Source organism: Alteromonas sp. ALT199 (genome assembly GCF_018619335.1).
Lineage (GTDB): Bacteria > Pseudomonadota > Gammaproteobacteria > Enterobacterales > Alteromonadaceae > Alteromonas.
Genome location: NZ_JAHHDX010000045.1, coordinates 22,008 through 47,339, shown reverse-complemented (window position 1 = coordinate 47,339; position 25,332 = coordinate 22,008). Strand labels below are relative to the sequence as shown.

The 25,332-nt window shown below is 44.8% G+C and carries 21 protein-coding genes and 1 pseudogene; 20 read left to right on the top strand and 2 right to left on the bottom strand.

Translation table 11 applies throughout. The features are described from left to right. The first annotated feature begins 18 nt into the window (after positions 1-18). From flhA to KL866_RS05255, 17 genes and pseudogenes are all read left to right on the top strand, one after another. Positions 19-2,118 carry a flagellar biosynthesis protein FlhA gene (gene flhA / locus KL866_RS05335; protein ID WP_025254379.1) on the top strand — a complete coding sequence of 700 codons (2,100 nt, stop codon included), beginning with the start codon at positions 19-21 and terminating at the stop codon, positions 2,116-2,118. A gap of 29 nt (positions 2,119-2,147) precedes the next feature. Next, positions 2,148-3,548, top strand: a complete 1,401-nt coding sequence (gene flhF, locus KL866_RS05330; RefSeq protein ID WP_025254380.1) for a flagellar biosynthesis protein FlhF — start codon at positions 2,148-2,150, stop codon at positions 3,546-3,548. Positions 3,549-3,553: 5 nt separating this feature from the next. Further along, complete coding sequence (locus tag KL866_RS05325; protein WP_025254381.1) at positions 3,554-4,420, top strand: MinD/ParA family protein; 867 nt, start codon at positions 3,554-3,556, stop codon at positions 4,418-4,420. After that, a complete protein-coding gene (locus KL866_RS05320; protein WP_025254382.1) occupies positions 4,417-5,148 on the top strand; it encodes an RNA polymerase sigma factor FliA in 732 nt (243 codons plus the stop codon). Before KL866_RS05325 ends, KL866_RS05320 begins: the two co-directional genes overlap by 4 nt. Positions 5,149-5,184: 36 nt before the next feature. Then, the gene (gene cheY / locus KL866_RS05315) at positions 5,185-5,568 is read left to right on the top strand and encodes a chemotaxis response regulator CheY (protein WP_025254383.1); all 384 of its coding nucleotides are present in this window, start codon (positions 5,185-5,187) and stop codon (positions 5,566-5,568) included. A gap of 34 nt (positions 5,569-5,602) precedes the next feature. After that, a complete protein-coding gene (locus tag KL866_RS05310; protein ID WP_025254384.1) occupies positions 5,603-6,358 on the top strand; it encodes a protein phosphatase CheZ in 756 nt (251 codons plus the stop codon). A 12-nt stretch (positions 6,359-6,370) separates the two neighbouring features. Further along, positions 6,371-8,596 carry a chemotaxis protein CheA gene (locus tag KL866_RS05305; RefSeq protein ID WP_214993845.1) on the top strand — a complete coding sequence of 742 codons (2,226 nt, stop codon included), beginning with the start codon at positions 6,371-6,373 and terminating at the stop codon, positions 8,594-8,596. A gap of 28 nt (positions 8,597-8,624) precedes the next feature. Further along, positions 8,625-9,755 carry a chemotaxis response regulator protein-glutamate methylesterase gene (locus KL866_RS05300; protein ID WP_025254386.1) on the top strand — a complete coding sequence of 377 codons (1,131 nt, stop codon included), beginning with the start codon at positions 8,625-8,627 and terminating at the stop codon, positions 9,753-9,755. 28 nt (positions 9,756-9,783) lie between these two features. Continuing rightward, on the top strand, positions 9,784-10,548 hold the full coding sequence (locus KL866_RS05295) for a ParA family protein (protein WP_025254387.1): 765 nt from the start codon (positions 9,784-9,786) through the stop codon (positions 10,546-10,548). Between the two features lie 7 nt (positions 10,549-10,555). After that, the gene (locus KL866_RS05290; protein WP_025254388.1) at positions 10,556-11,362 is read left to right on the top strand and encodes a chemotaxis protein CheW; all 807 of its coding nucleotides are present in this window, start codon (positions 10,556-10,558) and stop codon (positions 11,360-11,362) included. A gap of 17 nt (positions 11,363-11,379) precedes the next feature. Next, a complete protein-coding gene (locus tag KL866_RS05285) occupies positions 11,380-11,871 on the top strand; it encodes a chemotaxis protein CheW (RefSeq protein ID WP_025254389.1) in 492 nt (163 codons plus the stop codon). Positions 11,872-11,888: 17 nt separating this feature from the next. Beyond that, entirely contained in the window at positions 11,889-12,365 is a 477-nt protein-coding gene (locus tag KL866_RS05280; RefSeq protein ID WP_251139857.1) for a DUF2802 domain-containing protein, read from the top strand. A gap of 150 nt (positions 12,366-12,515) precedes the next feature. Continuing rightward, on the top strand, positions 12,516-13,454 hold the full coding sequence (gene metA / locus KL866_RS05275; RefSeq protein WP_214993844.1) for a homoserine O-succinyltransferase: 939 nt from the start codon (positions 12,516-12,518) through the stop codon (positions 13,452-13,454). Positions 13,455-13,457: 3 nt separating this feature from the next. After that, positions 13,458-14,525 (top strand): homocysteine S-methyltransferase family protein, encoded by a 1,068-nt coding sequence (locus KL866_RS05270; RefSeq protein WP_025254392.1) that lies wholly within the window; start codon positions 13,458-13,460, stop codon positions 14,523-14,525. Positions 14,526-14,534: 9 nt separating this feature from the next. Continuing rightward, positions 14,535-17,158: pseudogene (gene metH, locus KL866_RS05265) on the top strand (methionine synthase). Between the two features lie 23 nt (positions 17,159-17,181). Beyond that, positions 17,182-17,772 carry a DUF938 domain-containing protein gene (locus KL866_RS05260; protein WP_025254394.1) on the top strand — a complete coding sequence of 197 codons (591 nt, stop codon included), beginning with the start codon at positions 17,182-17,184 and terminating at the stop codon, positions 17,770-17,772. A 79-nt stretch (positions 17,773-17,851) separates the two neighbouring features. Then, entirely contained in the window at positions 17,852-18,136 is a 285-nt protein-coding gene (locus KL866_RS05255; protein WP_025254395.1) for a pyrimidine/purine nucleoside phosphorylase, read from the top strand. A gap of 124 nt (positions 18,137-18,260) precedes the next feature. Here KL866_RS05255 and KL866_RS05250 read toward each other — a convergent pair whose 3' ends face one another. Together KL866_RS05250 and KL866_RS05245 are read right to left on the bottom strand one after the other, a co-directional pair. Beyond that, positions 18,261-19,148, bottom strand: coding sequence for a LysR family transcriptional regulator (locus tag KL866_RS05250; RefSeq protein WP_029661345.1), 888 nt, complete (start codon positions 19,146-19,148; stop codon positions 18,261-18,263). 17 nt (positions 19,149-19,165) lie between these two features. Continuing rightward, positions 19,166-20,134: a hydrogen peroxide-inducible genes activator gene (locus KL866_RS05245; RefSeq protein ID WP_025254397.1), complete on the bottom strand. Its 969-nt coding sequence runs from the start codon at positions 20,132-20,134 to the stop codon at positions 19,166-19,168. A gap of 159 nt (positions 20,135-20,293) precedes the next feature. Between KL866_RS05245 and KL866_RS05240 the strand changes: the two genes are divergently transcribed. The 3 genes from KL866_RS05240 to KL866_RS05230 all read left to right on the top strand — a co-directional run bounded on the left by KL866_RS05240 (position 20,294) and on the right by KL866_RS05230 (position 25,279). Then, entirely contained in the window at positions 20,294-20,947 is a 654-nt protein-coding gene (locus KL866_RS05240; protein ID WP_025254398.1) for a carbonic anhydrase, read from the top strand. An 11-nt stretch (positions 20,948-20,958) separates the two neighbouring features. After that, positions 20,959-22,596, top strand: a complete 1,638-nt coding sequence (locus KL866_RS05235; protein WP_214993842.1) for a SulP family inorganic anion transporter — start codon at positions 20,959-20,961, stop codon at positions 22,594-22,596. Positions 22,597-22,846: 250 nt separating this feature from the next. Continuing rightward, on the top strand, positions 22,847-25,279 hold the full coding sequence (locus KL866_RS05230) for a TonB-dependent receptor domain-containing protein (RefSeq protein WP_214993840.1): 2,433 nt from the start codon (positions 22,847-22,849) through the stop codon (positions 25,277-25,279). Positions 25,280-25,332 lie beyond the last annotated feature (53 nt).

Here is a 25,332-nt window from a genome sequence, read left to right as displayed (position 1 = left end):
ATAGAGAGACCCCCAACCATGCAGTTATCCGGTTATCTTCAGCGATTCGATAAAAATCAGCTGCAAAATTTCACCAGTGGTTTAGGCGCGCCTATTGTTCTTCTGGCAATCATGGGCATGGTAATTCTTCCCATGCCGCCGTTTTTACTCGACGTTTTGTTTAGTTTTAACATTGCTTTATCCCTCGTCATTATTTTGGTAGCGGTATTAACTCAAAAGCCTGTCGATTTCGGTATATTTCCTCTGGTGCTATTAATAGCGACGGTTTTACGACTCGCACTCAATGTCGCCTCAACTCGCGTCGTATTGCTATATGGTCATGAAGGCGGCGACGCAGCAGGTAAAGTCATTGAAGCCTTCGGTGCGGTAGTTATTGGCGGTAACTATGCCGTGGGTATTGTTGTCTTCGCAATTCTCCTTATCATCAACTTCAAAGTGGTTACTGCAGGTGCAGGACGAATATCTGAAGTAAGTGCTCGCTTTACATTGGATGCAATGCCTGGCAAGCAAATGGCTATTGATGCAGACCTTAATGCTGGGTATATAGATCAAGACCAAGCGAGACAACGCCGCGAAGAGATTACCGCAGAAGCCGACTTTTATGGGTCGATGGACGGTGCGTCAAAGTTTGTAAAAGGTGATGCGGTCGCCGGTCTTTTCATTATGCTTATCAATATTGTTGGCGGGTTATTTATAGGCATGATCCAGCACGGCCTTTCATTCGGAAACGCCATAGAAATTTATACAATTTTGACTATCGGCGACGGTCTAGTTGCGCAAATACCATCGCTTCTTCTTTCCGTAGCGACAGCCATTATCGTTACACGTGAAAACGAAACCCAGGAAATGGGAAAAGAGATCCGCGGGCAACTTGGCAACAATCAAGCGCTTTATATTGCGTCTGGCGTTCTGTTTGTTATGGGTATTATCCCAGGCATGCCTCATGTCGCGTTCTTAGGCTTTTCATTTTTAATTGCAGGCTTTGCTTATTGGCAGTCGGTTCAGGCGAAGAAAAAAGCCGCAGAGCCTCAAGTACCAGATAATGTAATGAAAGATGAAACCGTGGCCCCTGAAGTTAAAGAGCTCGGTTGGGATGATGTTCAACAGGTAGATACAATTGGGCTGGAAGTGGGCTACCGCTTAATACCTCTTGTTGATAAATCGCAAGGTGGTGAGCTGTTGACGCGCATTAAAGGCGTGCGTAAAAAACTATCGCAAGAGCTTGGTTTCCTTGTTCCGCCGGTACACATTCGTGACAATTTAGATTTAGAGCCCAACACTTATACCATTGCAATGCTAGGCGTAACCATTGGCGATTCTGTTATTAGTCACGACGAAGAGCTTGCCATTAATCCAGGACAGGTGTTTGGTAAACTAGAAGGGCGGGCGACTAAAGACCCTGCGTTTGGCTTGGACGCTGTTTGGATTAAACCTAACAAGCGTGAGCATGCACAAACTCTCGGTTATACAGTAGTAGATGCGGCTACGGTTGTGGCAACTCATTTAAGCCAGCTGCTCGCTAACAACGCTTATCAATTGTTAGGGCACGAAGAAGCGCAACAGCTTCTGGACATGCTGGCGAAACAGCACCCCAAATTGGTTGAAGGCTTAGTGCCGGATATCCTTCCTCTAAGTACGATAGTGAAAGTGTTGCAAACCTTACTGTTTGAAGGCGTGCCTATTCGCGACATGCGTACTATTGTTCAAACCCTTAGTGAATACGGCACTCGAAGCCAAGACCCAGATGTTCTGGTATCTGCAGTTCGTATTGCCCTAAAGCGTCTTATCGTTCAAGAGATTACTCAAGGAACAAAAGAGATACCTGTCATAACCTTGGCGCCAGAGTTGGAACAGATGTTGCACCAGTCACTTCAAGCAGGTGGCGAAGATGGCGCTGGTATCGAACCAGGCTTGGCAGACAAGCTGCAAAAATCATTGCAGCAAGCCAGTCAGCAGCAAGAGTTAGAAGGAGAACCTGCAGTACTCCTTACCTCAGGCATGCTACGACCCGTTCTGTCTCGCTTCTTAAAGTATTCTGTTGTTGGGCTGCATGTTCTTTCATACCAAGAAGTGCCTGACGACAAACAAATAAAAATAGTCAGTTCGGTCGGTCAATAATCTGACACTGGGTGATTGGAGAGGTTGCAATGAAAATTAGACGTTTCTTCGGCAAAGATATGCGTGAGGCGCTAAGCCAAGTTAAAGCTGAGTTGGGCAGTGATGCTGTGATCATGTCAAATCGCAAAGTTGCTGACGGCATCGAGCTTGTAGCGGCCTACGACAAAGAGCCGGAAGCTAAGCTTTTCACGCCTAAGCCTTCTCCACAAGCCGCTGCTAAAACACCTGGCCAAAAGGCTGTACCTAGCTTAAGCGAGATTATTGGCGACGATGGCCCTGACAGTTTAAAGGCATTGCTAGAAAAACAGCACGGTGGAAATAGGCAAGCAGCAGATTCTGCACAACCTATTTCAGCAAATGCCAAACATGCTAACGAAATTGCATCACATCTAGATTTTTCAGAGTCGTTTATCGACGATATAGAAACTCAATCGTCTGTACAAGATAACCTTCAACAACCGACTTTTCCAGAACATCAAGCGTCGAGCATGGGCGATACGCCTGAATCGCAATCGGCAGAGCTTGCTCAAATAAAAGAAGAGTTAGCTTCGCTTCGCGATGTACTACAGTATCAAGTGGCTGACTTGATGGAAGCAAAGACTAAGCGTCAAAAACCTGTTCATCAATATCTAGTTACGCGATTAACCGGTATGGGGCTAAGTAGTACATTAGCAAACCAGCTTATTAGTTACACACCCACTCAATACAACGAACGCGACGCATGGGTATATCTTCTTAACCTATTGGCTAATCGCATAAATGTAACAGGAAACGATATACTTACTGCACAAGGCGCTGTTGCATTAGTAGGGCCTACCGGTACGGGTAAAACGACCACGGTTGCCAAGTTAGCTGCCCGCTACGCGCAGAAATACGGCGCTGAATCGGTGGCTATGATAACCATTGATACGTATAGAATTGCAGCCTATGAGCAGCTAGCAACATACGGAAAAATTATTGGCTGTACAGTTCGAAAAGCGCAAACTAGTGAAGAACTTGCAGATTTATTATTTCAACTTCGTCATAAGCGACTAGTATTGATAGATACAGCAGGCTTTAGTCAGCGCGATAGTCGATTAATTAAGCAAATTAAGCAATTCGACAATGGCCAAATGCCAAAAGTTAAAAAATATTTGGTAGCTCAAGCCAATACGCAATATCCTGCATTGCAGAGAATCATTCAAGCGTATGATGATATTGAACTAAGTGGCTGTATTTTCACAAAGTTAGATGAGTGCTACTCTCTAGGAGAGGTACTTAGTGCAGCGGTTGAATACCAACTGCCGGTTAGTTATGTCACCGATGGTCAAAAAGTACCTGAAGACATTAAGATTGCAGAGGCGAAATCTTTAGTTTCCGCTGCTGCAAAGCTTTATAAAAAGTACGGTTTGAATCATACTAGTAGTAACAACGCAATTAAAACAGCATAAGCAGTATGATTGACGATCAAGCGAGTAGCTTAAGAAAAATGAAGCAATCACGGTTAATCAAAGTAATCGCCGTCACCGGTGGTAAAGGTGGCGTAGGTAAAACAAATATTACACTTAACACTGCTATCGCTATGGCGAAGCAAGGTAAGCGTGTAATGGTTCTTGATGCGGATCTTGGCCTAGCTAACGTAGACGTGATGTTAGGTCTGCGGGTTGAGAAGAACTTATCTCATGTGCTTTCTGGTGAATGCACGTTAGATGAGGTTTTAGTGACCGGCCCCCACGGCATCAAGATTGCGCCTGCCACATCAGGTACGCAGTCGATGGCAGAACTTTCGCCAACGCAACACGCTGGCCTGATTAGAGCGTTCAGTGAGTTGCGTTCTCAAATAGACGTGTTAATTGTCGACACCGCTGCTGGCATTTCAGATATGGTGTTGAGCTTTTCTAAAGCATCTCAAGATATCATGGTTGTTGTTTGTGATGAGCCAACGTCGCTAACAGATGCTTACGCTCTTATAAAAATTCTCAACCGCGAACACGGTGTTTTTCGCTTTAAAGTTGTGGCCAATATGGTTCGCGATGTGCGAGAAGGGCAGGAATTATTTAGCAAATTGAGCAAAGTGACAGGGCGTTTTCTCGATGTTGCACTAGAATTAGTCGCAACCGTACCATTTGATGAAAATATTCGTAAAGCGGTTCGCAAGCAAACAGCCATTGTTGATGCCTTTCCGGGCTCACCAGCAGCTGTAGCGATAACAAAGCTAGCAAGCAGAGCGCTTACTTGGCCTATTCCAGCTCAGCCTGGTGGTCATTTAGAGTTTTTCATTGAACAATTAGTTGCAGAAAAAGCCGTAGGAAGTCAGCGTTGAACAGCAAGGCAGCCGCTTATCAACAACAAACAGATAAATCGCAGTTAGTCGAGAGACATGCGCCTCTGGTTAAGCGTATTGCGCATCATTTGATTGCACGACTGCCTGCAAGTGTACTTGTCGATGATCTTATTCAATCAGGCATGATTGGTTTACTTGAAGCCGCACGGAACTTTGACGGCTCTAAAGGCGCGAGTTTTGAAACTTTTGCAGGCATCCGTATTCGCGGTGCTATGCTTGATGAAATACGTAAAGGCGATTGGACGCCACGTTCCGTTCATCGGAACGGTCGCGCTATAACAGAAGCGATTTCTCAAGTAGAGGGCGAGACAGGGCGAGATGCACGAGATTCTGATATTGCTGACAAGCTGAACGTAAGCTTGCAGGACTATCACCAAATGCTTAATGAGGTTAATGCTGGAAAGCTGGTAGGTATTGAAGATTTAGGTGTGTCGGAAGATGTTATCACTACCGAACAAAGTAGAGGCAGTGACGCACCGTTAGAAGATTTGATGCAGGGCGCTTTTCAAAAAGCGCTAGCCCATGCAATTACGACATTACCAGAGCGAGAAGCGATTGTACTTTCACTTTATTACGATGAAGAACTAAACTTAAGAGAAATTGGTGAAGTTCTTGACGTAAGTGAGTCGAGAGTCAGTCAAATTCATAGTCAAGCCATGTTAAAACTCAAATCACGAATGAAGTCGTGGCAAGCTGACGAAGAATAGAAATTAATAACAATTAACCCCTCAGTGGAGGCTATTTTGGACAAAAGCATGAAAATTCTCGTGGTCGATGACTTTTCAACCATGAGACGAATCATCAAAAACCTGCTTAAAGATTTGGGTTTTGCCAATATCCAGGAAGCGGATGACGGAAGCACTGCATTACCTATGTTACAACAAGGCGATTTCGACTTTGTTGTTACCGACTGGAATATGCCTGGGATGCAGGGTATCGATTTGCTTCGCGCAATTAGGGCAGACGATAAGCTTAAGCATTTACCTGTTCTTATGGTTACTGCAGAAGCGAAGAAGGAACAAATTGTTGCGGCCGCACAAGCAGGCGTAAACGGCTATGTTGTTAAACCGTTTACGGCAGCGACGCTAAAAGAAAAACTAGATAAAATATTCGAACGTTTAGGTTGATCCAGACGCTCACCAGATAAATGAGGTTTACTGGATGTCAACGAATGTAAACGTTCCAATATCGTTAGAAGAAGCAAAACAGCTTGTCGCTTTTCTTGAAGAAGGCGACAAGACTTCAGCTAACGCACTACTTGAAGCCGTCTCAATGAAAGAAAACGTTGAGTTGTTTGCTGAAGTAGGAAAGTTGACGCGTCAACTCCACGACGCGTTGAATAATTTCCAAATAGACGACCGCATCAAAAATCTAGCTACAGATGATATTCCGGATGCTCAGACCCGCCTTACCTACGTAATTGAAGAAACTGAAAAAGCTGCTAATACTACTATGGATGCCGTCGAGGCAAGCATGCCGATAGCCGAAATGCTATCGGAGCGGATCGAAAAGGTAATGCCGGAGTGGAAAAAACTGATGAACCGCCAAATTGAACTGGGTGAATTCAAGGTTTTATGTGCAGACTTAGACGAATTGTTGGAAGACGGTTCGCTTCAATCAGCTAAACTTACACAATTGCTCACCGAAGTTTTGATGGCTCAAGGTTATCAAGACTTGACGGGGCAGGTTATTCGTCGCGTTATCGACCTCGTTAAAGAGGTAGAAGAGAACCTTGTAAACATGCTTACCATGTTTGGTGAACGTGACGGTGTAGAACAAACTAAACCATCTAGCGATAAGGCCGATAAGGTTGATGGTGTAGAGGCGGAAGGTCCAATCATTGACGCTGATAAACGTGATGATGTCGTTTCAGGTCAAGATGATGTAGATGACCTTTTGTCTAGCTTAGGTTTTTAGGGGAGCGGGCGCATGTCGTTTGATGTTGACGAGGATATATTACAGGACTTTCTAGTTGAGGCTGGAGAGATACTTGAACAATTACAAGAACAGCTCGTTGATCTTGAGAACAATCCTGAAGACGCGGACTTGCTAAACGCAATATTCCGTGGCTATCACACAGTAAAAGGGGGAGCTGGCTTCCTTTCTCTTACTGAGTTAGTTGAAATTTGTCACGGTGCAGAAAACGTTTTTGACGTCATGCGCAACGGTCAACGGACGCTAACACCTGAACTAATGGATATCATTTTGCAGGCCACTGATGTAGTGGTTGAAATGTTTGAACGAGTGAAAGCTAGTCAACCATTAGAGCCTGCAGATGCGAATTTAGTCGAAGTGTTACACAAACTCAGTCGCCCAGAGTCTCCAGATGAAAATATTTTTGGTGAACAGAGCGCGCCAGCGCCAGACCCCGTAGTTGAAGAACCAGAATTAGTCGTGGACGAACCTGCTGCACAAGCACCAAGTACAAGTGACAGTAGCGGTGGTATAGATGAAATTTCTGAAGATGAATTTGAAGCACTTCTTGATGAGCTTCATGGTTCTAGTGCCCCAGGGCAGACAGCTTCACCTAAAAGTGAACCAACTAAAACTGCTGCGCAAGCATCCTCTTCAGATAGCGATGATATTACTGATGACGAATTCGAAGCACTGCTGGACGACTTGCATGGAAAAGGTAAGTTCGGGGGTGAAGAGAAAAGCGTCGTGGCACCTGCGCCGACATCTGAACCTGCGAGTGGTTCAGGTGATGAAGAAATAAGCGATGATGAATTTGAAGCTTTGCTCGATCAACTGCATGGTTCTGGTCAAGGGCCCACTAAACAAGGTGCTGTTGCAAAAGCTCCTGAACCTCCTGTAGATAAAGCAGCGACCGAAGCGGTTCAAAAAGCAAAGCAAGCTGCGTCAGGTGACACTAAAGCCACGCCTACTCCTAGTGCTGCAAGCCCTGCTAAAGCAAGCGCACCAGCTGCGCCAAAAGCTACGCCTAAGAAAGATGATAAGAAAGCGACGCCAGCGGCTCCTCCTGCTGAGACAACAGTACGTGTAGACACCAAACGCCTAGATCAAATCATGAACATGGTGGGCGAGTTAGTTTTAGTTAGAAATAGGCTTATTAGCTTAGGTATTAATAGCAACGACGAAAGCATGTCAAAAGCTATTGCTAATTTGGACGTAGTGACCGGGGACTTGCAAGGTGCGGTAATGAAAACCCGTATGCAGCCCATCAAAAAGGTTTTCGGCCGATTCCCTCGCGTTGTTCGTGACTTAGCTAGAAGCTTAAAGAAAGAAATTACTCTAGAGCTTGTTGGTGAAGAAACCGATTTAGATAAAAACCTCGTTGAAGCACTAGCTGACCCGCTTGTGCATTTGGTGAGAAACTCCGTTGACCACGGGATAGAAATGCCTGATGACCGTGCAGCGGTAGGCAAGCCTCGCATGGGTACGGTCCAGCTTTCAGCGTCTCAAGAAGGTGATCATATCCTGCTTACTATCGAAGATGATGGTAAGGGAATGGATGCGGAAAAGCTAAAAGAAATTGCTATTAGCCGTGGTGTTCTGGATGCAGATGCAGCTGCGCGTATGTCTGACGTAGAAGCGTTCAACCTTATATTTGCACCAGGCTTTTCTACTAAGACCGAAATTAGCGATATTTCTGGTCGTGGTGTGGGTATGGATGTGGTTAAAACCAAAATTAACCAACTCAACGGCACGATTAATATCGATTCGCATTTAGGGAAAGGCACGCGACTAGATATTAAAGTACCATTGACGCTAGCGATTCTACCAACATTAATGATTGTTGTAGGAAAACAGACCTTTGCGTTACCATTGGGTGCGGTGAACGAAATAATAAACATGGACATCAAAAAGACCAATACGGTCGATGGCCAACTAACAATGATAGTTCGTTCAAAAGCAATTCCATTGTTCTTCCTTGGCGAATGGCTAATTCGTGGCCCTAAAAACATCAATAGAGAAAAGGGGCACGTGGTTGTTGTACAAATTGGTACACAACAGGTTGGTTTCGTAGTAGACGCGCTGATAGGTCAAGAAGAAGTGGTAATTAAACCGCTAGATGCATTGTTGCAGGGTACGGCCGGTATGGCGGGGGCAACGATTACGTCAGATGGTGGAATTGCACTAATTTTAGATATTCCGAGCCTGCTAAAACGGTACGCGCGTAAATCCATTAAGTAAGGCGATGAATTCATAGGAATGATAATCCATGGTCTTTAAAGTCCTAGTTGTGGACGACTCGACCTTTTATCGACGCCGAGTAAGAGAAATACTCGACGGTGATAGAGAACTTGAAGTTGTTGGTGAAGCGAGAAATGGGCGTGATGCATTAGAGAAAGCTGAAGTACTCAAACCAGATGTGATAACCATGGACGTTGAAATGCCCGTTATGGATGGTATTTCAGCCGTTAAGGCCATCATGGACAAACGTCCCACACCTATTTTGATGTTTTCTTCGTTAACGCATCACGGCGCGCAGGCCACGTTGGATGCGCTAGAAGCTGGCGCGCTCGACTTTTTGCCAAAGAAATTCGAAGATATAGCCCAAGACAGAAAAGACGCTTCGCGGTTACTTTGTACTAAAGTGAGATTAATAGCGCGAAGAGGGTTGGGCTTGAAGCGCCCTTCTTTTCGCACAGTAGAGGCTAGAAAACTTCCCGAAAACGCGCCTAAACAAGCTTTTTTCAAAACATCTAGTTTACTTTCTGGGCATAAAGACGCTGCAAAACAACCTACCGTTTCGTCCGTAAGAGCAACGGGTAAACAGTATAAGTGTTTAGCTATTGGAGCATCTACGGGGGGGCCCGTTGCACTTCAAAAAGTGCTCTGCGCGCTACCTGCAGAATTTTCTTATCCGATTTTACTTGTACAGCACATGCCTGGAACCTTTACTACCGCATTTGCACAGCGTTTAGACAGCAATTGCAAAATCAAAGTGAAGGAAGCAGAGCATGGCGATATTGTAAAGCGTGGACACGCCTACCTCGCGCCCGGTGGTAAGCAAATGCTGCTTGAATCTATCGGTAGTGACAAGCGAATTTCCATTGTAGACGCAAGTCAAGCTGATAAAGTGAGTTATAAACCAAGTGTAGATTTAACGTTTAAGTCGCTCGCTGCAGTTTACGGGGGAGATGTGCTTGGTATCATCTTAACGGGCATGGGGGCTGACGGTAGAGAGGGTTGTCGTCTACTCAAAGATAAAGGCGCGACTATTTGGGCGCAAGATCAAGATTCCTGTGTAGTTTACGGTATGCCCCAAGCTGTTGCCGCAGCCAATATATCTAGCAAAAGTATCAATATTGATGATATGAGCAGTTGCGTTCAAACCGAAATGCGGTAGTAGTTTGAACAGTAATGGAACAGCAATTATGAAAGTATGGACTGTAGCAAATCAAAAAGGCGGAGTAGGTAAAACTACTACAACTGTAAGCCTCGGCGGCTTGCTGGCTCAAAAGGGCAAGCGAGTGCTCATGATTGATACTGATCCTCACGCATCGCTTAGTTACTATTTCGGCATTGATGCAGAAGCGACAAGTCATTCTGTTTACGACATTTTTATTAAGTCTAATGAGATGACTGCCGATAACGTAATGGACTGTTTAAGTCCTACAAAGCTCGACAGTTTATACGTGCTACCAGCAACTATGGCCTTGGCTACTTTAGACAGAACCATGGGAAGCGAACAAGGTATGGGTTTAGTGCTAAAAAAGGCACTAGCCAAAATATCCGGTGAATTCGATTTTGCTATTATCGACTGCCCCCCTGTTTTGGGGGTATTAATGGTTAATGCGCTAGCGGCATGTGACAAGGTTATTGTTCCGACTCAGACAGAATATTTGGCGCTTAAAGGCTTAGATAGAATGATTCGAACTATGGAAATAATGGGGCGCTCGCTAAATAAGTCCTTTGACACCCTGATTATTCCAACTATGTTTGATAAGCGCACAAACGCCGCGTTGGCGTCAAGAAAACGATTAATGAATGACTATGGTGAACGCGTATGGGAAGGTGTAATTCCCGTTGATACTCACTTTAGAGATGCAAGTTTGGTTCAACTGCCCATCTCTGCTGCGTATCCAAAAACGAGAGGTGTTAAAGCCTATGAAAAACTGTTAGCCGTACTGGAGAAATAATAAGACCATGAGCAAGCAATCGCCATTTGCCCGTGAAGAAGTGATGGAGGCATATTTAGATAGCCTTCTCAAAGAGCCAGAAGCACCGGAAGATGTAACTGCGCGCACGGCAAAATTGCTCGAACAGGCTTCGCAGAAGATGGCTGAAACAACGCTCGCTTCAACCGCAAGTGAAAATGAGCCACTATTGAATGAGCAAGAGGCGATAGCGGAAAAGATTACATCGTTAATTGAAACGCAAAAAGTAGAGACGGTTGAGGATGAACAGCAAAAGTCTGACGCCGAACCTTTAGTAGAAAATGAACAAAAAAATGCGTTAAGTCGCGAAGAAAAAACAAAAGTTCCACTAAAGGATACTCTCGGTTTTCGTTTTCAGGCGCTATTCTTTGAGGTTGCAGGGCTTACACTTGCGGTGCCGTTGACATCGCTAGGTGGAATTCACCAAATTGAAAAAATAGGCCCTTTATTTGGAAAACCTGACTGGTTTATGGGTGTAATGTTGCATAGAGAGTCTAAACTGAATGTTGTTGACTCTGCAAAATGGGTAATGCCAGAAAAATATGACGAAAACCTCGCACAATCACTTAACTACCGATATCTTATAATGTTAGGGGAAAGTGCGTGGGGGTTAGCAAGCGAAAAGCTTGTAAATACGGTCAATTTGACTACCGATGATGTCAAATGGCGCGAGTCCACAGGTAAGCGTCCCTGGTTAGCGGGGATGGTTAAAGAAAAAATGTGTGCGTTAGTTGACGTTGAAGAATTAATATCTATGCTTAACAAAGGCTTAGGCAGTAACGACCAGACGCCATAGTATTGGGAGCCAGGTTCATGAGCGACGAAAGAACAAACAGTAATACCACCGACAGCAACGATGAAGTCCTGCAATGGGTTACATACCGCTTAGGTGAAGAAACATATGGTATCAACGTAATGCAGGTTCAAGAAGTATTGCGTTATACCGAAATAGCGCCCGTACCTGGAGCCCCGGACTACGTTTTAGGCATTATTAATTTGCGTGGCAATGTGGTAACCGTTATTGATACCCGCGCCCGCTTTGGGCTGCCGCCGACAGAAATTACCGATAATACACGTATCGTTATCATTGAGTCTGACGAGCAGGTTGTTGGTATTTTGGTCGATAGTGTAGCCGAAGTGGTTTATCTGAAGTCCTCAGAGATCGACAGTGCCCCTAATGTAGGTACTGAAGAGAGTGCTAAGTTTATCCAAGGCGTTAGCAATCGCGATGGCGAACTGCTTATTCTTGTCGATCTGAATAAATTGCTAAGCGATGAAGAGTGGGATGAGCTTAGCAGTATCTAAATAAATGAATAGGCGGTATGAGTTTTAATACTGCCTTCATTTCCCCAAGGGTTATGTCCATGGATTGGCAGCTTGCTGCACCTACCTTATTAGAACTCATATTGTGTGTTGTAGTCTTTATACTTGTCGCTGCGATAGGTTTACTGTATTCGCATGTCAAACAGCTGCGTATTACTCTAAGCGAAAGTGAACACAGTAATGCAGAGGCTATTTCGCGAATTGAATCGCTTGCTAAAAACGCAAACAATCAACAAACCGAAGCTCAAGCACGCACCTTAGTCATCACTCGCCACCTTAAAGAGCTAGACGAAAAACAAACTGATATTGAAAATCAGCTTCGCGAACTGAAGCTACAAGACCCTTCTTTACGTCTTTACCAACGTGCGGCAGACCTTGTTAAGCAAGGCGCCAGTATTGAAGAGATTATCGAAGCGTGTGACATCCCTCGTGCCGAAGCTGAAATGATTGTTATGGTGCACAAGCAACACAGTTAGTGTTATTAGCTCAAGTACATGTTTTGATAATAAGAGCTTTAAACAACTCCTCCACTTAAGACTTCGTTTAGACGTCTAGACGTAAAGATGTTGACATATTCACAGTAATAGACACAATACAGGTATTGTAACTTATCACTGGAGCCCTCTATGCCAATTCGTATTCCTGAGCAGTTGCCCGCGCAGAATGTACTTCAAGGTGAAAATATCTTTACTATGGATATGGATAGGGCGGCTAACCAGGATATCCGCCCGCTTGAAGTAGGCATTCTCAATCTCATGCCGAATAAGATAGAGACAGAAGCTCAGCTATTGCGCTTGCTCTCGAATACACCGCTGCAAATCAATGTAGACTTAATTCGCATAGACAACCAGGCGCCAAAAAATACACCTCAGTCGCACATGGATGCGTTTTATCATGACTTTTCAGCGGTGGCGAACAAGAAATATGACGGTCTCATTGTCACGGGTGCACCTTTAGCGCTTATTGATTATGAAGAAGTGAAATATTGGGAAACTATGACCACTATATTGGAGTGGGCTCAGCGTCATGTAAACTCGACCCTTTATTTATGTTGGGCTGCCCATGCCGCCATGTATCACTTTTACGGCATTACCCGAGAACTTAGGAATGAAAAGTTTTCGGGTGTGTTTAAACACAAAGTAAACGATCCTAATAACGAGCTGTTAAGAGGTTTTGACCCAGCGTTTTATGCGCCGCATTCTCGTTATGGCCATATTGATACGTCGCTTTATAACAGTGTCGATGGGTTGAATGTAGTCGCTGAATCAAGTGACGTAGGCGCGTATATTGTCGCCTCGGAAGATAAGCGGATGGTATTTGTAACAGGGCATCCAGAATACGATCCCGACACGTTAAAGGACGAATATTTACGAGACATTGCTGCCGGTCAAACACCAGCAATGCCGAAAAACTATTTTGAAGGGGATGATCCAGCCAAATCTCCTATTGTACAGTGGCGCTCGCACGGCAGCCTATTGTTTACAAATTGGCTGAATTATTATGTCTATCAGACTACGCCTTACGATTTAAGTCAGCTTGCTGAAAAGTCACAGCCAAAGAGGTAGCACGTGAGCCAAAGACCAAATTCTAGCGCGCAGGCAACGCTTACAGAAGCCGCTAAAAAACGTATTCTCATATTAGACGGTGCAATGGGAACGATGATCCAGCGTCACAAGTTGGAAGAGGAAGATTACCGCGGAACGCAGTTTGCCAACTGGCATAGCGACGTTAAGGGTAACAACGATTTGTTGGTCCTTACTCAGCCCGATATTATTTATAATATTCATTGTGATTACTTTGAAGCTGGTGCCGATATTATTGAAACAAACACTTTCAATGCCACCACTATTGCCATGGCCGATTATGATATGCAGGCCTACTCTCGGGATATCAACTTAGCAGCGGCTAAGCTAGCCAGAAAAGCAGCGGATGAATTTACAGCGAAAACACCAAATAAACCCCGTTTTGTCGCCGGTGTGTTAGGCCCAACAAACCGAACCGCTTCAATTTCACCTGACGTGAATGATCCAGGTAAACGAAACGTTACGTTTGATGAATTAGTGGAAGCATATAGTGAGTCTACTGAAGCGCTCATCGAGGGCGGTGCAGATTTAATTATGCTTGAAACTATATTTGACACGTTAAATGCTAAAGCGGCAGCTTATGCGGTAGAGTCCATATTTGAAAAGCTGGGCACATGGCTGCCCGTTATGGTGTCAGGCACTATTACAGATGCTTCAGGTAGAACCTTATCAGGGCAAACTGCTGAAGCATTTTATTACTCAATGCGACATATTAGCCCGTTTTCGTTCGGCTTAAACTGCGCGCTGGGTCCAGATTTATTGCGTCAATACGTTGATGAAGTGGCTAATGTTAGTGAGTGCTTCATATCCGCACATCCTAATGCAGGATTACCTAACGAATTTGGTGAATACGATATGGAAGGCCCAGAGATGGCCGAGCACATCAAAGAGTGGGCGCAGTCAGGGCTAGTGAATATCGTAGGTGGCTGTTGCGGCAGTACCCCGGAGCACATTCGCGATATTGCCAATGCGGTTGAAGGTATCGAGCCACGTAAAGTACCCGTATTTGAACCTAAAATGCGTTTGTCAGGCCTAGAGCCGTTTGTACACTAGGAGGGCATTATGAGCGCAGAATTTTCTACATTTATCAATATCGGTGAGCGCACCACGTTACAGGCTCCGCTCGCTTTAAAAGGCTTATTCTTGAAGGTGATTATGAAACCGCACTTGATGTCGCAAGACAGCAGGTAGAAAACGGTGCCCAAATCATCGATATCAATATGGATGAGGCCATGCTTGATTCAAAGCAGGCCATGATCACCTTTTTAAATCTGATTGCCTCTGAGCCAGATATTAGCCGCGTTCCCATTATGATCGACTCGTCTAAATGGGAAATTATCGAAGCCGGGCTTAAGTGTGTTCAAGGTAAAGCGATAGTTAACTCGATTAGCTTGAAAGAAGGGGAAGAACTCTTCTTAAATCAAGCTAAGCTAATTAAGCGCTATGGTGCTGCAACTGTAGTTATGGCGTTTGACGAAACTGGCCAGGCCGATACACAAGCCCGTAAAGTTGAAATTTGTCAGCGTAGTTACAAGCTTTTGACTGAAGAAGTCGGTTTTCCGCCTGAAGATATTATCTTCGACCCTAATATTTTTGCCGTAGCAACGGGTATAGAGGAACACGATAATTACGCGGTAGATTTCATTGAAGCTACCCGTGAAATACGAAAAACTTGCCCGTACTCGCATATTTCCGGTGGCCTTTCTAATATATCTTTTTCGTTTAGAGGCAATAATCCAGTGCGTGAAGCCATGCACTCGGTATTTTTGTATTACGCTATTCGTGCTGGCATGGATATGGCCATTGTTAATGCCGGTCAACTAGAAGTCTATGATGAAATACCTAGTGAGCTTCGCGATGCGGTTGAAGATGTCATATTGAATCGCAGAAATGATGCCACTGAACGCTTGTTAGATATAGCTCCTAATTATCAAGGAGACGGTAAAGCTGCAGCTAAAGAAGATTTAAGCTGGCGCGAGCAAGAGGTTAACAAGCGCCTAGAGCATGCCCTGGTTAAAGGGATCACCGATTATATCATTGACGATACTGAAGAAGCGCGTCAGAAAGCTGAGCGTCCGCTACACGTTATCGAAGGGCCATTAATGGATGGCATGAACGTGGTGGGAGATTTATTTGGCGAAGGTAAGATGTTTCTTCCTCAGGTAGTAAAATCGGCTCGCGTAATGAAAAAGGCGGTAGCGCACCTACAGCCATTCATTGAAGAAGAAAAATCAGACGATGCTAAAAGCAATGGTAAAATTCTACTAGCCACGGTAAAGGGCGACGTTCACGATATCGGTAAAAATATCGTAGGCGTGGTACTTCAGTGTAATAACTTTGAAGTTATCGACCTTGGTGTGATGGTGCCTGCGGCAACAATTTTACAAACAGCCAAAGATGAAAACGTAGACATGATTGGTCTGTCTGGGCTGATTACGCCTTCGCTTGACGAGATGGTTCATGTTGCCAAAGAAATGGAGCGTCAGGGTTTTGATAAGCCGCTACTTATCGGTGGAGCCACTACATCAAAAGCGCATACCGCAGTAAAAATAGAGCAAAATTACCATGCGCCTGTAGCCTATGTGCCAAATGCAAGTAGGGCCGTAGGCGTATGTCAGCGCCTTCTGAACAAAGCATCCCGCGATGTTTATGCACAAGAACTCGCAAAAGAATACGATACAGTACGTGAACAACACGCCCGTAAAAAGCCGCGCAGCAAGCCGGTGACGTTAGCAAAAGCTAGAGAAAACGCCTTTAAACCAGATTTTACAATACCGCCTGTTAAGCCTGCGAACTTAGGTGTAACACCGGTAACTGCCGATTTAGCCACCCTACGTAACTACATTGATTGGACACCATTCTTCTTAACTTGGTCGTTAGCGGGCAAGTACCCTCGTATACTTGAAGATGAAGTGGTGGGTGAACAAGCACAGTCGCTCTTTGACGATGCCAACGCCATGTTGGATAAAATTATCGAAGACAATACCCTTAAGGCAAAAGGTGTTATCGGTTTGTTTCCGGCTAACCGCGTTAAAGACGATATTGAAATTTACCGCGATGAGTCGAGAGGCCAAGTTCACGGTATCGCTCACCATCTGCGTCAGCAAACTTTAAAAGACAAATTTGCCAACTATTGTTTGGCAGACTTCGTGGCTGAAAAGGCCAGTGGTATTAATGATTACGTGGGTGCTTTTGCGGTCACTGGTGGCATCGGCGAAGACGAACTGGCCGATAGCTATATCCAAGCGGGTGATGACTACAACGGCATTATGGTGAAGGCTGTGGCAGATAGACTTGCCGAAGCGTTTGCAGAATATCTACACGAACAAGTACGCAAGCACTACTGGGGCTACGCCGCTGATGAGACGCTCAGCAATGAAGAGCTGATACGCGAAAAGTATCAGGGCATTCGACCAGCTCCAGGCTATGCTGCGTGTCCTGAGCATACTGAAAAACAGCTTATTTGGGAGTTGTTATCAGTAGAGCAGCACACAGGTATGAAACTCACCGAAAGTTATGCAATGTGGCCAGGGGCGTCGGTATCAGGTTGGTACTTTGCCCATCCTGATGCTAAATATTTTGCGGTCGCAAAAATTCAAGCCGACCAAGTCGAAGATTACGCTAGCCGTAAAGGATGGACGCTAGAAGAAGCCGAAAAATGGCTTGGTCCTAACTTAAGTGATTAATGCTGACAAGGCAGGTAAATAAAATGCCAATTGAAAAGCCTTTTAGTCAGGCCTGTGAGAACAACAAGCGCGCCATTTTGAGCGTGCTTGAACGTACATTTTCCAATTGCCAACAGGTACTAGAAATAGGGAGCGGAACAGGACAGCACGCCGTGTTTTTGGCTGAGCATTTACCGCATCTTATTTGGCACACCAGCGACCAACCACATTATCACGAAGGAATTGCCGCGTGGATGCGTGATTCAAGCGTAGATAATGTGAAACCACCCGTTGCATTCACCGTTGGGCAAGATGTTTTTCCTAACCTCGACGTAGATGGTGTTTTTACGGCGAACACCGCACACATCATGCAAAAAAGCGAGGCGAAGCTACTGATGGAGACAGTGGCGTTGCACTTACCAAAGGGTGGGGTGTTTTGTCAGTATGGCCCTTTCACGCACAATGGGAAGTTTACATCTGACAGTAACCAAGCGTTTCATAATTCTCTATTGGAGCGCGGCTTTGGTGGTTACTGCGATATAAACGATCTTACCGTTTGGGCAGGCGAATTAAGCTTGCAAGATATTATCGATATGCCCGCCAATAACCATATGCTTATTTGGAAAAAGCGATAAATAAGTACCAGAGCTGTAGCGATTTGCATTACGAAAAGTTAAAGCAAAGAGCAATAGCACTCAAATCAAAGGAGTAACTATGAGCTTTAAAGTAAACCATTATTTCGACAACAAAGTGAGCTCGATTGGGTTTGAATCCGCAAACGGCCCATGCACCTCTGGCGTAATGTCACCGGGTGAATATACATTTTCTACTTCTCAAAAAGAGCTGATGAAAGTGGTAGAAGGAGAGCTAGTTGTTAAGCTACCTGGAAGTGATGAGTGGCAGTCTTTCGCTACTGGCACCAGCTTTAACGTACCTGCCGATACTTCTTTTGACGTAAAAGTGTCTACGCCTACTGCTTATCTTTGCTTCTATAGCTAAGGCAGTAAAAGCCAGTTCGCCTTAAACTATAATATTTTCGCTTGCCAATTTTAATGGCAAGCGGTCCGCTTGTTTCACTGGCACGTCAAAGGTTTAAAAAGCATTTTAAAAAAGTTCGTAAAAACTAGGGTGTGTGGGTTTGAGCAAGGGCAATAAAGTCGTCTACAAACCCTAAGGCATCTAGTGCTTTCCTATGCCCTAAGTACAAGGTTTTTGATACGCCCTGTTCCCCTAAAGAACGATATTCCAATAACTCTCGCTCTTTCGATTCATCAATCAACCACTTTGGTAAAGCCGTAATGCCGCGCCCTGCGGCGACCATTTGTAAAATGATCTCTGTGGTTTCAATCGTCTTATGCTGCTTCACCGTGCAGTTAGCAGGCGTCAAAAAATGTGTAAACACGTCTAAACGACTAAGTTCTACAGGATAGGTAATAAGGGTTTCATTGCTTAAATCCTTCGGCGTCACAATTGATTTTTCTACCAAGGGATGATTCTTACCCATTACTAATACTTGTTCGTATTCGAATACGGGCGTGTACGTAATGGTATCAAGAGATAGCGGGTCGGGCGTAAGCAAAATATCAATATCATAGCCATGAAGGGCTTGAAGACCACCAAATGAGAAAGCACGACGCACATCAACATCTACATCTGGGAACGCCTTTAAAAAGGGAGCAACGACTTTAAGTAACCATTCAAAACAAGGGTAGCATTCCATTCCAATGCGTAAAATACCCTGTTTACCGTCAGCGAATCTTCGCAACTGAGCTTCGGTATGCTCAAACTGAGGTAAAACACGATGGGCTAAGCCAAGTACACTTTCGCCAGCTTGTGTGAGCGTTAAGCGTCGGCCCTCTTTTTTCCATAGCGGTACTTCGAAGTGCGCTTCTAGTTTTTTCATTGCATGACTTAACGCCGACTGAGTGAGGAACAGCGACTTGGCCGCTTCAGTCATAGTGCCTTCAGCATCAATGGCTCTGACTATGCGTAAATGTTGCCTATCAATCATAACGGTTCACCAAGATATTAACGAGTTTGGGAAAGGGTAGGTGCGTCATTCACAATAGTGACGGCGTCGCAAAGACGGGTTTCAATAATTTCTTTAATAATAACTGAAATTTCCCTGAATGTTTTTCTACCTGGCGCCGTGTTCCTCCAGGCTAATGAATGCTGGCGTTCAATGGGCATTTCTGCAATTTCGCATACATGTAGAGCTTCTGGCTTATGCAGTTCAGAGTGAATATATAAACCAGGAAGAAAAGCAACGCCCATTCCCATAACCACCATCTGGCGCAGTGTATCAAGACTAGTGCCTTCATAGTCCCGTTGTAAATCTGCGCCTATTTCATCGCAAATTCGCTGTACCTGATGATGGAAGTGGTGCCTATCTTCTAGCGTAAGTACTTTCTCGCCCGTAATTTCTTCGGGTCGTACATAGGCTTGCCCAGCTAGCTTATGGTCTGATGGAGTCACAAATTTTAAGGGCTCGTTAAAAAGTGGCTGTGTAATTAATTGTGAGTTTTCTCCTGACAAGGGAGACAAAATAAGATCGTACTCACCTCTTAGTAAGCCATGTTGAAGAGCGTTAGGCGCTCCCTCTCGAACATAAAAACGTAAACCGGGTTTACGCTTGTGCAGATCGGGTAATACAAATGGTAGCAAATAGGGACCAAGCGTGGGGGGAATGCCAAGTCTATAGGTTACAACTTCACCTTCTGATAAATCCCGGGCAATTTCAGAAAATCGCTGAGATGATTGCAACACTTCTTCCGCAGCACCTAATAGTGCTTTGCCCTGAGGAGATAACAGTGTACCGGTGCGTGAGCGCTCAAAAAGTGTTATTCCCAATAAGTTTTCAAGAGTACTTATTTGGCTGGTCAGCGTTGGTTGGCTAATCCCCAAGATTCCTGCAGCCTGTCTGAAACTTAAGTATTTTGCTACGGCCACAAAGTAGCGAATTTGGTTAATTGACGGCGTTTTTCCGTTAAATTGCATGGTGTATTTTGCCTTTTCTTACTAACCTTATTATTAGAGACTTTTCTATTGTGATAGCATTTAGCTATCGCGAGTTAGTATATTAAACTATTAATCTATCAGGTGAAACTGGCGTAATTACAAAATCATTACAATTATTAAAAAAAGTGGGAGTTTATAATGGATCACGTTATCTCAGGCGTTGCTAAATTCCAGAAAGAAGTTTATCCGAATAAAAAAGCTACGTTTCAGAAACTAGCTACCGGGCAAAATCCTGAAGTGCTTTTCATCACGTGTTCAGACTCACGTATCGACCCTAACTTAGTTACTCAAACAGACCCAGGCGAACTCTTTATCTGCCGTAATGCGGGTAACATAGTACCTCCTCACAGCAACCAAACAGGTGGCATGACAGCGTCTATTGAATTTGCAGTTGCTGCATTGGGCGTTACTCACATTGTTATTTGTGGTCACACAGACTGTGGTGCAATGAAAGGCGCCATTAACCCAGAAGGCCTTAGCGCGCTGCCGCACGTTAAAGAGTGGTTGGGTCATTGCCGAGTGGCAACAGATGTAGTTAAAGAGCGTTGTGGTCATTCAGACCTATCTTTAGAAGATTTGGAAGCGGTAACAAAAGAAAACGTAGTGCAACAAATTCAGCATCTTCGCACTCACCCTTCTGTTGCAGCAAAAATTGCCACAGGGCAGGTCAAACTTCACGGCTGGGTTTATAATATTGGTTCTGGTGAAGTATTGTACTATAACACTGAATCTGGTGAGTTTGATGTTATGGATGAGTCTACTGCTGAAGCTCAATTAGCACGCGGCGCATAAGGTCTAAGACTATGGTAAAAATTAATCTTTCAAATCTACGAGGCGATTTCACCGGCGGTTTAACAGCCGGTATTGTTGCTTTACCACTGGCGCTCGCACTTGGTGTGGCGTCAGGACTAGGCCCAATGGCTGGCTTATACGGTGCTATCGCTGTTGGCTTTTTCGCTGCACTGTTTGGCGGAACACCTGCGCAAATTTCAGGTCCTACAGGACCTATGGTGGTTGTTCTTGCTGGCTTATTCGCAAGTCTTTCTGGCGATGCCAGCCTTATATTCACAGCGGTGATATTGGCGGGTATATTCCAAATTGTTTTTGGTGTGCTTGGCGTAGGTCAATATATCCGCTTGGTTCCCTATCCGGTAATCTCAGGCTTTATGTCGGGCATTGGTGCTATAATCATCATCCTCCAATTAGGCAGACTGTTAGGTCATGAGCCTCCAGGTGGCACGATTGGCGCGTTGACGTACCTGCCAACGGCACTTGCCGATATTAACTTCGCCACACTTGCGCTTGGTTTAGGTACGCTTGTTATTGCGTACAAATGGCCACCGCAACTCGGTAAATTCGTGCCAGGTGCGCTGGCTGCGCTTATCATAGGTACGCTCGTAAGCTTGGCATTGTCTGTGCCAATTCTTGGCGACATTCCTACTGGTTTACCAAGTCTGCATCTACCAGTGTTTGACCAAAGCAAAGCCCTTTTAATTCTTGAAGCGGCGTTTATTCTTGCGGTCTTAGGCGCTATAGATAGTCTACTAACGTCGCTTGTTGCCGATAATATGACTCGTACTCGTCACGACAGTAACAAAGAGCTTATCGGCCAAGGTATCGGTAACACCTTTGCCGGTCTTATTGGCGGTATCGCGGGTGCTGGTGCAACTATGCGTACGGTTGTTAACATTCGCAGCGGTGGTAAATACAACATTTCAGGTATGGTTCACGCGCTGGTTCTACTAGCAATCGTATTAGGTCTAAGCCCATTGGCGGCACAAATTCCTCATGCAGTACTTGCGGGAATTTTGGTTAAAGTTGGCTTGGATATTATCGACTGGAGCTACCTGAAGCGCGCACACAAAGGCCCGCGCTGGGACTTCGGCCTTATGATTATGGTGCTTGCACTTACCGTATTCGTAGACCTAATCACGGCAGTTGGTGTTGGTGTTGTATTCGCAGCATTAGCCTACGTTAAACAAATTGCGCAGCTGCAAATTGAAGAGCTTAAGAAAATTCCAGAGTCGTTAAACGATCCTAAAGAAAACGAATTACTTGAGTCGCTTAAAGATAAAGTATCAATCTTTAGCTTTGGTGGGCCCCTAAGCTTTGGCGCCGCAGCCGATTTGGGACATCATGTCCGAGAGCGTGTGAAACCGGGTTCTAAAGTAACTATTTTAGACTTCTCTCGTGTTCCTTTAATGGATGTGTCGGCGGCTATGGCAGTTGATACGGTTACTTCAGATGCGCTAGCGGCTGGTCGTCAGTTAGTTATTTGTGGTGCCAACGCTGAGATTAATAAAGTGCTTGAGGGCGTAAACGAAGCGCACCCAGGTATACCTAACTTTGAAACGTTACACGACGCCTTACTTTATGCAGAAAAGCAAGTAGCCGGGACTGATAGCAAAAACACCAGCTTTCAAGCCGCAATGCAGTCTTAAAGTAACTCCTAGGTAAATAGAAACCTTTCCCTTTTTAGCCCTCCTAAGTGAGGGCTTTTTTGTGCATGCAGCATAATAACGGTCATTGCACATTTGCTATTTTAAAGACAACGAGTCTCGAATTTGCGCTATAAAATACAAAAATCAAACAGTTATTAAATTAATTGATTGTTCAATTAAACTTAACGTAAGTGTAACAATCCCTCCCTAAAGTAGTGCGAAAACAATTTATAACTACATTGGGAAACACATGAAATCACGTAACAAACTATCTATAGCAGTACTCGCTGCTCTTTCATCTATGTCTGCGATGACAGCTTCCTCATATGCACTAGCAGAGGAAGCAGAACGTGTAGAAGAAGAGCGTATAGAAGAAATCACCGTTGTGGGGCGTAGCGTTTCTTACGCAAATAACGCAACGAGCGACGATATGTTTAAACAGCAGGCAAACCTTAGCAGTGTTCTAGCCGCGGTGGATAATTTACCAGGTGTACTCATCAACGAAGGCGATACCTTTGGCGCTGATGACTGGTCAACATCTATTGTTATTCGTGGATTCCAAGTGAACCTTAACGAACAGCAGATAGGCATGACGGTAGACGGAATTGCTAACGGTAATTCAAACTATGGCGGTGGTGCAAAAGCGAACCGCTATATTGATACCGAAAATGTAAAAGGCGTAGAAGTCTCTCAAGGTACAGCAGATATTGCTTCACGCTCACACGAAGCACTAGGCGGAACCTTAAACTTCACTACTATTGACCCGTCAATGGATCAAGGTCTGGTGACCAGTGTAACTGCTGGCTCATTCGATGCTTCGAAATACTATGTGCGTTATGAAACAGGAGAAATTTTCAAAGATACCTACGCATGGATAAGCCTTTCAAGCCAAGAAAGCTCTGACTTTATGCAGCAGGCAGCAGAGAATACCCGTGACCACCTAGCGATGAAGTTTATTTCTACCGTTAATGACGTATCTCTTACGGGTTACCTATCGTATGACGATACTCACGAAGATAACTACCAGCGCATTTACGGGTTGGCGCAATATGAACAGAACCCAGACTGGGATCAGTTAACAGACGAGTGGACAGGTGTCCCTTATCAAGATCAGGCGTATCGTCGTGGCTGGTCTACATTACGCGAGAACTTATTCGCCTATTTACAGGCTGAATTCACCATTGGCCAAGTTGATTTTATGACCAACGTTTATTATCACGACAATGAAGGCCGCGGCGAGTGGGTTCCACCTTATCTTGTTGATATCACTGATGACGGTGCAGAAGGTCATTCTGAGTTAGTTGTTGGTAACACCGTTTACGGCGGGCAAGAACTAGGACAAATTTACTTCGTTGATAGACAAGGCAATCAGTTAAGTCCAATTGAAGGTTGCCAAAGCTCCCTTACATTCCCTTATGGCGGTGCAGGCGCACAGTATGATCCGGGTTGCCATGAACAAGGTGCTATTCCAGTGGGCTCTTACCGTCACACTCACTATGATAAAGAGCGCTTTGGTATAAATGCTGATGCAGTGTGGTACACCAAAATTGGTGATTTTGATAATACTGTACGATTTGGTATTTGGTGGGAAGACTACGAACGAGGTGAGTCTCGCGACTGGCACAAGATCACAAATTCGTCTATCAGCGTAGATTATGACAATGTGCCTTACTGGGTGCAGTACGACAGAACATTCCCCGTTGATACGCTAATGTATTATGTGGAAGACGAGCTTGATTTAGGCTTTGCTCGCATTCGCGCGGGTGCAAAAAAGTTTAACGTGGATATTGAGAAAACCGACAACTTTGATTCAACCAATAATTTAGCGGTGAATACTGATTCAGATACGCTCTTCTCAGCCGGTATAGTAGCGCCATTGCCATTTGAAGGATTAGAAGTCTTTGCAGGTTACGGTGAGAACTTTGCAGCAATAAAAGATGCGCAACTGGAACGCAACGATACTGACTTACGCTTTATAAAGCCTGAAACGGCAGACAATATTGACGTAGGTTTCCGCTACGCATCACCGGGCTTTAATGCCAGCGTGACTTATTACAATATTGAGTTTAACGACCGTATTCAATTTACTAGTAACGAAACATCTGAGGGAATAGACTTTCTTGAGGCTGCCGCTGGTGGTTATAAAAACGTTGGCGGTATTGAATCTAGCGGTTTTGAAATTTCAGCCGACGTTATGCTAACCGAAGAATTTTCGTTGTTTACCTCTATTACTTTGAGCGAATCGGAGTACGTTGCAACGGTAGGTAATTCAGGTACTCAGTACGCTACCCTTGCCGACGCCCAAGCTGCTATCGCCGACGCGGAAAACCCTGAAGTATCGCTGGTAGCTATTGAAGGTAATACCGTTATCGGTACGCCTGACACAATGGCGGTTGTGAGCCTCGACTGGGCGCGCGATAACTACTTTGCTGGCCTGTCGACCAAATACGTTGATAGCCGCTACCTAGACATTGAAAATGCCGCACAAGTCGATGACTACATTGTTAGTGATTTTTATATTGGTGGTTTCATTGAAAACATTGGCCCAGGTATTGAAGAACTGGAGGTTCGTTTAACAGTAAACAATCTGTTTGATGAAGACTATGCGTCCACCATAGCACCTGGCGCATTTTGGATTGGTGCTCCTCGCGCCGTTGCAGTCAACGCACGCCTAACCTTTTAATCGTGATATCATGCCTGTGACAGCTTAGCGCTGTCGCAGGTTATTTTTTTTAG